The sequence below is a fragment of the Serratia sp. PL7 genome, from assembly GCF_945957435.1.
Map to the genome: position 1 here is coordinate 116,789 of NZ_CAMFLB010000009.1, position 13,024 is coordinate 129,812.

7 protein-coding genes are annotated in these 13,024 nt (G+C 63.4%); all 7 read right to left on the reverse strand.

What is annotated here, in order from left to right:
- Positions 1–198: 198 nt before the first annotated feature.
- The 7 genes from hmsP to bcsR all read right to left on the reverse strand — a co-directional run bounded on the left by hmsP (position 199) and on the right by bcsR (position 12,911).
- Positions 199–2,205, reverse strand: coding sequence for a biofilm formation regulator HmsP (hmsP, locus tag N6G83_RS29715; RefSeq protein ID WP_025304849.1), 2,007 nt, complete (start codon positions 2,203–2,205; stop codon positions 199–201).
- A 228-nt stretch (positions 2,206–2,433) separates the two neighbouring features.
- Positions 2,434–5,907: a cellulose synthase complex outer membrane protein BcsC gene (gene bcsC, locus N6G83_RS29720; RefSeq protein ID WP_260515982.1), complete on the reverse strand. Its 3,474-nt coding sequence runs from the start codon at positions 5,905–5,907 to the stop codon at positions 2,434–2,436.
- Positions 5,889–7,001: a cellulose synthase complex periplasmic endoglucanase BcsZ gene (gene bcsZ, locus N6G83_RS29725; protein WP_025304847.1), complete on the reverse strand. Its 1,113-nt coding sequence runs from the start codon at positions 6,999–7,001 to the stop codon at positions 5,889–5,891. Before bcsZ ends, bcsC begins: the two co-directional genes overlap by 19 nt.
- Positions 7,002–7,006: 5 nt before the next feature.
- Positions 7,007–9,313, reverse strand: coding sequence for a cellulose biosynthesis cyclic di-GMP-binding regulatory protein BcsB (bcsB, locus tag N6G83_RS29730; RefSeq protein WP_260515983.1), 2,307 nt, complete (start codon positions 9,311–9,313; stop codon positions 7,007–7,009).
- Between the two features lie 62 nt (positions 9,314–9,375).
- Positions 9,376–11,979, reverse strand: a complete 2,604-nt coding sequence (gene bcsA / locus N6G83_RS29735; RefSeq protein ID WP_260515984.1) for a UDP-forming cellulose synthase catalytic subunit — start codon at positions 11,977–11,979, stop codon at positions 9,376–9,378.
- Positions 11,976–12,716, reverse strand: a complete 741-nt coding sequence (gene bcsQ / locus N6G83_RS29740) for a cellulose biosynthesis protein BcsQ (RefSeq protein WP_025304844.1) — start codon at positions 12,714–12,716, stop codon at positions 11,976–11,978. Before bcsQ ends, bcsA begins: the two co-directional genes overlap by 4 nt.
- Before the next feature lie 3 nt (positions 12,717–12,719).
- Positions 12,720–12,911, reverse strand: coding sequence for a cellulose biosynthesis protein BcsR (gene bcsR / locus N6G83_RS29745; protein ID WP_043142275.1), 192 nt, complete (start codon positions 12,909–12,911; stop codon positions 12,720–12,722).
- Positions 12,912–13,024: the final 113 nt, after the last annotated feature.

Sequence of the window (13,024 nt, forward strand, 5' to 3'; positions counted from 1 at the left end):
AATAACACCCACTTAACAACATGGAAATAATTTGTTGCACCCGCCCCTGAGGGTTGATGTGAATTTAAGAGCTGAAACGCGTCAGTCGAGGTGCAAAGCTGAAAATTGCGTAAGCCTTTGTTTGCACTAACGCAAAAGAGGTAGATGAAGAATGGCGATTTTCGGACGGGGAAAAGTACCGGAAAGGTCACGCGGCGCTCACGGCGCCGCGCGGCAAAACTCGGCTTCGAACGCTTCGCGCGGCAGCGGCCGGGCGAACAGGAATCCTTGCCCGCTGCGAATGCCGTGCTGCAGCAGCCAGTCGCGCTGCCCGGCGTTTTCCACGCCTTCGGCCATCACCGGTAACGCCAGCACTTCGGAGATCGAACTGACGATACGCGCCATCGCATCGTCGGCCGGCAGCCCCTGAATGAAGCTGCGGTCGATTTTGATCAAATCTATCGGCAGGGATTTCAACCGGTTCAGGTACTCCAGGCTGGAGTAGCCCATGCCGAAGTCATCTAGCGCGATAGACAATCCCAGATCGTGCAGCTCACGCAGCAGCGCCAGCGCGTGGTCGAGATCGTCGATGCGTACCGTCTCGGTGATCTCCAGCAGCAGCTTGCGCGGATCGATCCGATACTGCGCCAGCAGGTTTTTCAGATGCGGAACAAACGCCTCATGTTGCATCTGAATACCGGAAACGTTGACCGCCAGCGGCAGCGCAATGCCGCGTTGCTGCCAGTCCGCCAGGATGCGGCAGGACTCTTCCAACACCCAGTTGCCGAGAGGCACGATCACACCCAGCTCTTCCGCCAGCGGGATAACGTCGGCCGGCAGGGTATAGCTGCCGTCATACTGCTGCCAACGCAGCAGCGCTTCGGCGCCGATCACCTCGTTGGACTGCATGTCGATCTGCGGCTGCAGGAACAGCGTGAAATGCCGCTGCTCGATGCCGTGCAAGATCTCGCTCTCCTGGGTCAACCGCTTCTGCGTGCGTTCCGTCAGGCTGGGCTCGAAGAACAGGATCTGATTTTTTCCTTCGCGGTGCGCGGACATCATCGCCGAGGTGGCGCTGCGCAGCAGCTGTTCCGCACTCTCCCCCTGATTGAGGTAGTGCGCGATGCCGATACTGGCGTTGGGCCGCAGCGCCAAACCTTCCAGCGTCAACGGCGCGTTGATCTCCGCCATGATACGCCGCGCCAGCTGCATGGCGTGGAACGGCCGCTCGATGCCCTTGGCCAGAATGGCGAATTCGGTATTGCTCAGCTGTGCCAGCACGCCGTTTTCGTCGATGCAGCCGCGCAGCTTCTTCGCCAACGCCAGCAGCAACGCTTCACGCATCGCCGGGCTCATCACGCCAGACGCTTCATGCAGCGTCTCGATGCCGATCACCAACAGGTTAAAACGCTCGGGGCGCAGGCTGGAGGCGATATGCTGTTCCAGCAACGCGTTCAGCAACGCCGGATTTGGCAATTCGGTCACCGGGTGGCGGGTGCTCAGGCGGCTCATGTCGGCATGCGCCTTGGCCAACGTCTGTTGATTGCGGTTGTAGTTGCGCACCAGCAGGCCGAGCTCGTCGTCCTGGTGCAGCGCCGGCAGCATCAGTTGGTGATAGGGCGCTTCGTCCTGCGAGATGTTCTCCAGCTCTTTGGCCATCGCGCGCAGCGGGTGCACCATCAACCGGTTCATGCACCAGGTGATGGCCACCGACAGGATCAGCGCCAGCAGCAGGTAGGTCGACAGCATGGTCGACAAAATGCTGAGGATAAACTGGTACATGCGGAACGAATCGGCCTGCAGCACCAGATAGGCCAGCGGCTGCTGGTTGGCCGGCACCCGTTCCAGCGAATAGAGCGGCACGGAAATTTGGATAGGCAGTTCAAACAGCCGGGCGATCAGCGTCGGCACCGGCCGCTCCGGCGGGAAATTGGCGTGCAGCGCCTGAAACTCGTTCGGCAAGACGATATCCGCCCGACTAAGAATGCCGACCGGCAACAGGGTGTTCAGCACCCTTTTGGCTTCCGGCACGTCCATCCGCAGCACCGCTTCCGCCAGCGGCTGGCGCACGGAGTGAGCGATATTCTCCAGTTGCTGGGCGTAGTCATCCCTGCGCTGCTGCACAAAGTGGAATAACTGGATCACGATAAAGATGCAGATCGTGACCAGCGCCACGCCGGACACTGTCGCCATCTGCTTAATCGTTAACGAACGCCTGACCCGCAAACCTGCTCTCCGTGAAATCGGGCTAAAACAAAAAGGGGGCTGACTCTCACCCGCCCCCTCGAACCGGGCTGAGTATACTCGATCATCGGCTGTTTTTATCTGGCTATGCCGCAGGCAAAACCAAGAAAATCGCGGGTTTCAGTCTTTTCCTAAAGCGAACAAACACGACCCGGACACAGGGTAACAAAACTCCCCGGCGTCCGACACTCCGAATCTTTCCCCTTCCGACTACTTAAAGTCGGCGTAAGGCGTCAGCGGCTGCGGCGGCAAATCGAGATCCCCCTGCCAGCCGGCCAGGGAATAGCGCAGATAAATCAACGCGTGGCTCGGCGTATAGTCCTTCGCCTGTTGAATGTCGATGCCGGCGCCGAGCGTCCAGTGCGAACTGAGACGGCGTTCGACGATTGCCCGCAGGGTATAACCGACGCCGCTTGAGGAGCTGCCGTCCTCGACGGCGAACTTATCGGGCAACGAATCCGGGATCAGCCCCTGCAGTGGATAACGGCGCTGGCTGTCGGTTTTGGAATGGGACAGCGAAACCGAACCGCCCAGCTCCCACGACCAGTTCTCGGTGCGCTGACGGTAGTTGACCGGCAGCGACAGAGACAGATATTGCTGCGGGCTGTAATAGCCGCCCTGCCCCAGCGAATAACCACTCAAATCCTTCTGGTAATGCCACAGCATGGTATTGAGCCCGACGCTCAGGCGGCGATTGTCTTCGTTGATCAGCTTGTAGTAGTAACCGGCCATCAACCGCTGCCGCTGGTTGTCCGCCACATTCTTGCCGGTAATCTGGTGCGCGCTGAGATCGGCCCACACGCCGTTCGCCTCGCCGCGATCGTAGCTGGCGCTCAGGCTGACGCCGGTGGCGCGCACGCCGCCCCAGGTGGTACCGGTGTTCGGATCTTTGGCACCGCCGAACGCCAGCAGCGAGCTGGAGATCGGCCGCCGCGAGGCCGCCAGCGTCCAACCGATGTGGTTCCAGTCGCCGCTGTAGGCCAGGCCGCCGGTCCAGTCGACCACCTCAAAGCCCATCGGCGTCGTGCCGATATCGGCGGCCCAGCGATCGTTTTTCCAGCCGGCCGCCACGCTGGTGCCGGTGGTTTTCTGGTGTTCATCGCCGCGGCACCCTTGCGTGTGGCAGGTGCCGAAGGTTTCGTAGTATTTGCCGCTGCCGTCGGTCGAGAAGCGGCCGGCATCCAGCTGCACGGTGTCGGTGCGCAAGAAGGCGCGCCCGTCATACAGCGGCATGTCCACCTGCAGCATGGTGTCGTGCGCATTGAAATCGGAAATGCCGCCGGTGCCGCTCGAGCGCCAGTAATCGTGATCGAGCGTGACGTTCACGTCCTGCTGCCGATACAAATCAGCGGCATCGGAGCGGATGCCGCGTTTCAGCCAGTCGTCGCCCGCGTTATTGCGCGTCAAATAAGTGTAGCTGTCATTATCCTGCGGCAGCGTCGGCGTGATGCCGCCGGCCACCATCGCCTGCCGGAAATCCTGCTGCGCCCGCTCAGGCTGTTGCTGAGCCCGCTCCAGACGGGCGGCGTCACGGTAGATCAGCGCCTTGGTCTGCCCGACGGGTTCTGAAGCCGCCGCCGTTTTCAGCCGGCCGAAGAGCGCGTCGGCCTGCTGCGCATCGCCGACCGCACTCCAGGCGTTGGCAACCCGCCGTTGGCTGTTGAGCGAAGCGTCTTGCGGCTGCGGTTCGGTTTTCAGCCGCTGGCGCGCCGCGTCAAGATCTCCCTGCGCCACATAGGCTTCGATCTCGCCCAGCTGCGCATCCGGATTGTTCGGTTCACGGCGTTTCACCCGCTGATAGTCGTCCAGCGCCGCCGCATACTCCCCGCGCGCCAGCGCCCAGTCGGCGAGCAGCAAATCGATGCGCGTGTCCGCCGGCTGCCGGCGCAGATAGGCTTCCGCCGCCGGTTCGTCACCGGCCGCCCGCAGCCCTTCGGCATGCGCGATCGTCGCCTGCATTTTCAGCCGCTGCGCCAGTTCGCGCATGTTGTCGTTCCACTGCGCCGCCGGCAGCGTATTGAGCTGCGCCAGCGCCTGCCTGTCGCGATCGCTGCCGGAAAGATAGAGCGCATAGGCGTAGGTCAGCTGCGGATTGGCGTGCTGGCGCTGCGCCAGCTGCCGGAACAGAGCGTCCGCCTGCTGCGGCTGCCCAGCCTGACGCAGCGCCTGCGCGTAGCGATAGGTCAGCCAGACATCGTCGGGATCCATCGCCTGGGCGCGGCGATAAATTTCCACCGCCTGTTGCCACTGTTGCTGCTGCGCCAGCGTCTCCGCCTGCTGTTTCAACATGTCGAGCCGCAGCCCGTCGAAGGTGCTGCGCAGCTTGGCCTGTTGGCTGCGCGGCAGGCCGCTGAGGTAGGCCAACGCTTTTTCCGGCGACTGCCGTTGATAGATATTCACCAGGCCGCGCAGCGCGCTGCCGTTGCCGGGATCGCGTCGCAGCGCCTGCTGATAAAACCCTTCCGCCGCGGCGTCATCCTTGCTCGCCACCGCCACATCGCCCAGGCCGATAAACGCATCGCCGTCGCTGTCGTCGAGCTGGCGCGCCTGCTGATATTTCTGCCGGGCCAGCGCGAGATTGCCGGCCTTGAGCGCTTTGTCGCCCTCGTCGATCGCCAGCCAGTAGCCGGTGCTTTTGATCAGGCTTTGCCATTTGCCGCTGCCGTAGCCATTCTTGTCGGCGGCCAGCGCCTGGCGGAACAGTTTCAGCGCCTGCGGGCGGTTGCCGGCGCGCGAGTAGGCCTGGCCGAGCGCCCCCAGCACCTCGGCGTCGTTCGGCGCCGCCGCCAACGCCTTTTGCAACTCAGGAATGGCCGCCCGGCTGCCTCCTTTATCCACCTGCGCCAGGCCGCGCACCCGCGCCTGATAAGCCGGATCGGCCAACAGCTTCTGCTGTCTGGCCAGCTCTTCGCGGGCGCGGGTCGCCTGATCGCCGGTGTCGAACACGCCGAGGAAACGGTTGAGCGCCGCCACGCTTTGCGCGTTGACCGGCATCGCTTTGACCTTGTCCAGCCACAGATCGGCGGCATCGCCGCGCCCGGCCGGATCGGCCGCGATCTTCTGCAGCAGTTCATAGGCCTGCGCGTCCTGATTCTGACTGAACAGCATGCGCGCCAGCGACATGCGCAGCGCCACGTTGCCGGAATATTGCTGGTCCAGCGCCTGCAACTGCTTTAACGCCTTCGCCTCCTGCCCCGGCAAACGCGCCACCAGCCGCCAATACTCCACCGCCAGATCGAGCGTCGGCGGCTCGCCGTGGAACAGCGCATCGTACTGCGCCTTGGCCTCCGGCAACCGGCCGGCGGTCGCCATCAGGCGCGCCTGCTGCAGCTTTTGCCGGGTTTCCGGCTGGGTCAGCAGCATGTTCATTTGCGCCTGGCGATAGGCGCTGGACTGCGGCGCGAGGGTTTTCAGCTTGTCCAACTGCTGTTGCGCCAGCGCCATGTTGCCCTGCCGCAGCGCCAAACGCATGCGCGCGGCGATCACGTCCGGGTTATTCGGATCCATCAGCTCGAGCCGGTACAGCGACTGGCGCACCAGATCGTCCTTGTTGCCGGCCTCGCCAATGCGCACCTGCTCCAGCAGCCACTGCTCCGGGGCCACGGCCTCCGCGGCGCGCGCCTGCGGCAGCATCGCCAGGCTCAGCGGAATCAAATTCAGCCAGTTTATTTTGAAGTTGTGCATTGGCCGTCCCACGAGGGTTGCAATTCACCCTGACGATTAAAGCGATAACGTTGTTGATCCCACCCCTGACCGAACAGCGTCAGCGAGGCGCTGAAATAAGCGTCGTCACCCGGCGGATGTTCGCTGATGCGTTGCCGCTGTGTCGCCAGCGCCTCGGCCTGCGTCGCCAACATCGGCAGCATTGAGGCGGAAAAGCCGACCGGACCGTCACCGGTGGTTTTGCCGCTGGCGGTATCGGTTTTCTCCGGCGGCACACCCTGTTTGGCGGTGAGCTGCGCCATCGGCTGGAAGCGTGCGAGCAGCGCCGCCTTATGCTCATCGTCGTCCGCCAGCATGCCGGCCCACAGATAGACCCGAATCGCGTCGTAGCTGCCGACGTTCGGCTTGACGGTATCCGGCTGCCAGCCGGTGCCGACTCGCCACACCACCCAGTCCGGTGAGAAGCCGTGCGGCGCGCTGTCCAGCCACAGCCGCTGATTGACCTGGCGCATCGCGCGCCACGGGCCGTTCAGCGCCGCAAAACGCGCCAGCAGCTGCGGCGGCAGGTAGCTGGGGTTCAGCCGCCAGCGATCTTCCGCCACAAACCCGACTTTGCCCGGCAGCAACATCAGGCCCAGGCCGGGGATGTCGGCCACTTCCTCGCGGCCGATGCGTTGCAGCAGCAGCGTTCCCAGGGTTTGATAACGCCGGCTTTTCCACAGGCGGCCGGCTTCGAGCAGGTTATAAGCGATCCACAGATCGGCATCTGACGCCGAGTTGGCGTCCAGCACCTTCCACTGCTTGTCGTCGCTCTCGCCCCACAGCCAGGCGGGCAAACGGGCGCTGAGATCGCCCGCCGCCAGGTTGTTCTCCGTCCAGGCCAACAGCCGATCGAAGGTCGGCCGGTCGTTGGCCACCAGAGCGAAGAACAGGCCGTAACTCTGTCCCTCGGAGGTGGTGATCTTGTTCGGACTGCTCGGATCGATCACCCGCCCCTGCGGGCTGATGTAGAATTGCTTGTACTGTTGCCAGCCCGGCCACTCGCAGGCCGCCGCCGCGCTGAACGCACACAGCAGCAGCATGCCGAGCGACAAGCGTTGCAGCATCGCGCTCACCGCCGTCAATCCCGATCTTCAGGCGCCAGACGACGCCGGCTGAAGGCCTTCAGGCCGCGCCACAGCATCAGCCCCAGGATCACCACCAGCGCCACCGCGATCACCGCCAGCAGGACCGGATGGGTGGAGAGGGCATACCACAGCCGCTCCCACCACGGCAGGTGGCCGACATAGTAAATATCGCCGACGCGCAGGCTGTTGACCCCTGATTCGCGGATCACCGCCACCGAACCAAACACCGCGGCGCGCTTGCCGCTGTCCAGCAGGGCATTGTTGAGCAGCTCATAGCCGCGCGGGCTGTCCGCCAACAGCGCCACGATGCTGCGCTGGTCGTTGAACGGCGACTGTACGCCGATGATCGCCGACATTGCGCCCTCGGAGCTGACGGTGGTCTTGCTGTCCGGCTTGGTGTCCTCTGCCAGCACTTCCGCACTCGGCAGCGGCGGCTGCCGCGTCGGCTGTTTCACCCAGCTTTGGGTCGCGTCCACCAGCAGGCTGATTTTCTTGTCGTCGCGCAGCGCCTGAGGAATGGTGCCGACCATCAGGATATCGTCGTCACGATCCTTGGCCTGCGACCAGTCGTCGCTCAGCGTAAAGGCCAGCGCCGGATAGCCGGTTTGCGCGCCGATCACACCCAGCGCGTTCAGCAGCGCGCTGACCTGTGCCGGCTGCGGTTTCTGATTCACCAACACCAGCGTTTGCGACAGATCTGCCAGGCGGCTGAACGGGAAGCCGGCGTTGGCGAAGGCGCGCAGGTCCGGCATCGCCATAAAGTGGCGGTAACCGGAGAAATCGATGGTAGACGCGCCGTCGATCACCGCGTGGTTTTGCGTGAAGGAATAGGTTTCGCAGCGCCCTTCCGCGCCGCTGGCCAGCAGCGTGGTGTAGTCAAAGTCAAAGCGCAGCTGGTTGGTAGCCCCCAGCCGCAGCGCCGGGATATTGACGTTCTTGTCGGAGTCGAGCAGCCCCTGCGTCAACGGCAGGCGCAGCAGCTGCGCGCCCTGTTCGTGTTCCGGCACCAGCGAGTACGCCTGCACAAACTGGTTGTTCAGGCTGACGCTCAGCCGCGAACCGTCCTGAATGCGCGGCGCGGTATAGCGGTATTTCAGGTGCATATCGATGCCGGTACTGCGGATCAGGAACAGGTCCGGCGGCAGGTTCATGGTCAGCGAAATTGGGCCAGGCTCGATGCCGCTGGTTTGCAGCTGTTCGGCATATTGCTGCAGCTCGGCGAAGGTCATCGGCCGATCGGTGCGCACCCAGTTCGGCGCGTCGTAAGGCTGGCGTGGCGCGAGCTGTTCCACCTTGTCCACCGTCACGTTCTGGCCGCGGAACAGGATGTTGCCCTGCGCGATGCCCTTCACCGCGGTGATCAAATCGTTGTCGTCACGCCCCTGAATCAGCAGCAGTTTGACGTACGGATTGTCGGGGTGGCTGATCATCTCCACCGTCGGGCCGTTGACCGCCGGATAATCGCGCAGGAAATCCGGGCGCTGCGAGTTGGTGGCGAACACCACCGCGTGCTGCGCCGGCAGCGCGTTGTACAGCGTCGGGAAGGATTGCCCGCGCCACTGCGCCTTGCTGCCGAACCAGGAGGCCAGAATGCCCGCCGCGCGCTGCTGGGTGAGGTCAGGCTGGCCGGCGAACACCATCGGCAGCGTCAGCGGCCGATTGTCACGGCTGTCGAAGAACGGCTCAGGGAAGTGCGACAGCTCGTTTTTCACCGGCAGCGTCTGGAAACGCAGCTTCAGCGCGCTGGACTTGCTGACGTCGAGCCACAGCGAGGTGCTGGCCGGGTTTTCGCAGATGTTCTGATAATGACCGACGAACACCAGCCTTACGCGGTTAAAATCGGTGATATAGCGGGGATCGATCGCCATCTGGATGCGATTGGGCTTGCCCAGCTGCTCTTTGGCGAGGGTGGTTACGCCCATCAGTTCGTCGTTCAGATAGACCTTGACGTGCGACTCCACCGGGATCAGCGCCGGTGACGGCGTAAACTCCATATCGAGCATCGCCTGCGAGACCACCTCATCGCTGCGCACGCCGAATTCGATCTGTCCGTCCGGCCGGGTGCCGCGCAGAACAAAGGTGCCCGGCGGCGGCGCTATCTGCGCAAACGACAGCGATACGTCGCGCACCGGCGCATTCAGATCCTGCGGTGCGGTGGCCAGCGGTGGCGCGGTCGCCGTATCGGCCGCCGCGGCGATCGGCGGCTGGGCGGCCACGGTCGGCGCGGTGACGGTTTCGGCCTGCGACAAGGTACTGATGCCTAAGGCCAGAGCAGTTAACCAGGTTATTTTTCGCGTCATCGTATCATCATCAATGTTGGAGCCTGTTCACCGGGCGAGTGAGCGGGCGGTTGAACTCGCAGCTAACCCACTGTTTCTTGTTGACCCAAGGTCGGATCCCTGCCGACGCCGCGCGGAATAAACGACACGACCCAGGCGGTCAGCGACGTGACCCCGACCAGCAAACCGCGCACCAGCGGCGGCGCGTAGTCCGCCATGCGCACATAGCCCCGGAAGCCCAGCGCCAGCACGTCGCGCAGGCTTTCGATCGGCCGGTCTTCAGGGAACCCGTCCTGCCACAGCGCCCAGGTATCGGCGCGGGCGAAGGTGCACTGAATGAAATCGATGTGTTCACGGGTGGTGAGATTGACCAGACGCACCCCCACCTTGTTGCCGAAGGCGCGCGTCACCACGCAGGGGAAGCTGTACTCCTGCTGGCCACGCTTGAGCAGCAGCGAGGCTTTGTCGCCGTCTTTCAACGCGTTTTCCACTCGCATCTCAATGCCCACGCCGCCGTCGGAGTAATCGCGCAGCGTGCAGGGGTAGAGGTGGCCGTCGGCACGCGCGATCGCCGCCGGCATGGCGATCTCCACGCGGTGCGCCTGACGCACCTGCTTGGCCTCTACCGCCACCGCCACCGCGCCGCCGAGAATGGTCATGTTGTACAGCACCCACACCAGGCTGATGATCACCGTCATCACCTCGTCCGTCGGGCCATAGGCCAGCCGCCAGGCGCCGAACGCCAGCCCGGCCAGGTTAAGGATCACCAGGAACATATAAGGTCGGGTGATCACCCAGTCTACGTGCTCCTCCTCCACCAGCCCGCCCTTGGCGGTGACGTTGAATTTGCCCTTGTGCGGATTGAACAGCGCCACCGTGGTCGGCCGCGCGATATACCAGGCCAGCACCGTTTCATAGATTTCGCTCCAGAACGAATGGCGGTATTTCCCCTGGATACGCGAGTTGGTCAGGCTGGCGTGGATCATGTGTGGCAGCACATAAAGCGCGATCGCCAGCGCCGGCGCGAAGATGATGTAGGCATGCAGCAGCAAAAACGCCAGCGGTGCGGTGAGGAAGATCAGCCGCGGAATGCCCGACAGGAAGTGCAGCATGGCGTTGGCGTAGCACAGGCGCTGCGCCAGTTTCAGCCCCTTGCCCAGCAGCGGGTTGTCGAGCCGGAAGATCTGCACCATGCCGCGCGCCCAGCGAATGCGCTGGCCGATGTGCGCCGACAGGCTTTCGGTCGCCAGCCCGGCAGCCTGCGGAATGCGGATATAGGCCGAGGTATGCCCGCGCCGGTGCAAACGCAGCGAGGTGTGGGCGTCTTCGGTGACGGTTTCCACCGCGATGCCGCCGATCTCGTCCAGCGCGCTGCGGCGCAAGATGGCACAAGAGCCGCAGAAGAAGGTGGCGTCCCACATGTCGTTGCCGTCCTGCACCAGCCCGTAGAACAAGGTGCCCTCGTTGGGCGTCTGGCGGAAACGCCCCAGGTTGCGCTCGAACGGATCCGGCGAGAAGAAGTGGTGCGGGGTCTGCAGCATCGCCAGCTTTTTGTCTTTGAAGAACCAGCCCATGGTCAGCTGCAGGAAAGAGCGCGTCGGCACGTGGTCGCAGTCGAAAATCGCCACGAACTCGCCGGTGGCCTGCTTCAACGCGTTGTTGATGTTGCCGGCCTTGGCATGTTCGTGGGTCGGCCTGGCGATGTATTTCACCCCCACTTCGGCGGCGAACGCACGGAATTCGGGGCGATTACCGTCATCAAGGATATAGATATTCACCTTTTCCTTCGGCCAGTCGATGCCCAGCGCCGCATAGACGGTCGGCTTCACCACCCCGAGGTCCTCATTGTAAGTCGGCACCATCAAATCGATGGTTGGCCAGGTCGCGCTGTCAGCGGGCAACGGCACCGGCTGGCGATTAAGCGGCCAGATAGTCTGGAAATAGCCCAGCACCAGCACCACCCAGGCGTAGGTTTCCGCCACCAACAGCAACAGGCCGCACACCAGGCTAAGTGGATCGTCCCAGTTCAGCGTGGCGGTATAGCGCCACCACAGGTAACGGCAGGAGACGGTCAGCGACAGCACGATCAGCATCAGCGCAGGCAAGCGCCCCGGCACCCGGCGCACCACCATCGCGATCCCCCACAGCAGCACGACGAACACGAATTGCGCCGACAGATCGAACGGTTGCGAGATGCACAGCATGGCGAGGATCGCCGCCAGCACGCCGACCAGAATAAACAGCGCGCGTCGCATGCCACGGTTCATGCGGCCGAGGCGCTCTACCGAACGCTGTTCCACGCCGGCGTTTTTCAGCCGCTGCGGCAGGCCCTGCAGCCAATCGGCGTAGCGCTGCTGCAGCCGACGCCACCCAGCGAAATAGTCACGCTGCACTGGCGCGCGGCCGCTGCGGAACAGCAGTAGCCACAGGCCCTGCAGCAGATAGCGCAGCGCATCCGCCGGGCGTGGGCGTTCGGCGGACAGATGCGGGAACCAGTAAGCGCGGCCGGTACGCACACGCTGCCAGGCCGGTGATTCAAAGCGCAGCAGCATCCACCCCAGCGTCACCAACAGCGTAGTGAAAAAGGCGGTCAGCGCCGACGCCCCGCTGCGGCGATAGGCGCGGTAGCGCGCCTGCACCGCCTGGCGCACCGGCGGCACCAGCAGCAGGCTCAGCACCCGGCTCATGGCGCAACACCCCGTTTGAGGTTGATCAGGCACCAGTTGGCCAGCGTCAGCACTTCATCCGCCGCCAGACTCTCGGGGCGGTACTCGCCCAGCGGCTGTTTGACCGCCAGCGCTTCCGCCAGCGCTTCATCGCGGTGGATCACCACCGGTAACAGACCGCTCAGGGTTTGCAGCCACAGCTGATGCAAATCCTGCTGCAGCTGGCTGGCGGAGGAGTAGTGATTGACCAGGAACCGGCAGTCATTCGGCAGCGTCTGCTGATGGAGCCGTACCTGGCAGTTGGCGTCGGGGTTCAACAGCATGAACACGCTGTCGGCTAGCTGCAGCGCCTGCTGCGCCAGAGCGCCGTCCCCGATAGGAACATCCAATAGGATCCAGCGCTGCGGATCGCCGGCGCTCAGTTGGCGCAGGTTGTCGCGCCAGCGTTCGGGCAGCTGCTGACACTGACGCTGCACTTCCAGCCGTTCCGCCGCATTCAGGCGGCCAAACGGCAGAAAATCGAGGTTTTCACAATAACGCAGCGCGCCTTCCTGCCAACCGCCGCCGTCCTGCTCCGCGCGGGCCCAGCCGCGTGCCAGTTCGAACGGCGTGTTGAAATGCAAGCGCAGCAGATTATCCGGCGTGAAATCGATCGCCAACACCGACTCACCCAGCTGCTGCAACGCCCAGGCGAGCGCCGCCGTGACCGACGTCGTCCCCATCCCACCCCGCAGCCCTTGCAGCGCGATCACCGGCATAGATCAATGGCTCCCCACAGTCTGCGCCAATTCGGCCAACAGTGACCAGCGCGTCATCATGTGCGTTAGCCGCTCCTGCCGCGAAATATCGACATAGCTTAATTTCGGCAATGAAAAAGCCTGGCTGAGCGCCTGCAGGTCATCCTGGCTCTCCCCAGGTGCCGCTGCACGAAAATGGGTAGGTGCGTTATTCATTCTTCCGCCTTGGCGAAAATAGGCTATGTTAATTAACTATAGCAACGATACAAAAAGAGACAGGCAATAAGATGATTCTCAACAAATATTGCCGAATAGCGTCGGATATTTGT

Excerpts from the sequence above, each read along its gene's own strand:
- bcsC (WP_260515982.1), bottom strand. The coding sequence starts at position 5,907 with ATGCACAACTTCAAAATAAACTGGCTGAATTTGATTCCGCTGAGCCTG.
- bcsB (WP_260515983.1), bottom strand. The coding sequence starts at position 9,313 with ATGACGCGAAAAATAACCTGGTTAACTGCTCTGGCCTTAGGCATCAGT.
- bcsA (WP_260515984.1), bottom strand. The coding sequence starts at position 11,979 with ATGAGCCGGGTGCTGAGCCTGCTGCTGGTGCCGCCGGTGCGCCAGGCG.
- bcsQ (WP_025304844.1), bottom strand. The coding sequence starts at position 12,716 with ATGCCGGTGATCGCGCTGCAAGGGCTGCGGGGTGGGATGGGGACGACG.
- bcsR (WP_043142275.1), bottom strand. The coding sequence starts at position 12,911 with ATGAATAACGCACCTACCCATTTTCGTGCAGCGGCACCTGGGGAGAGC.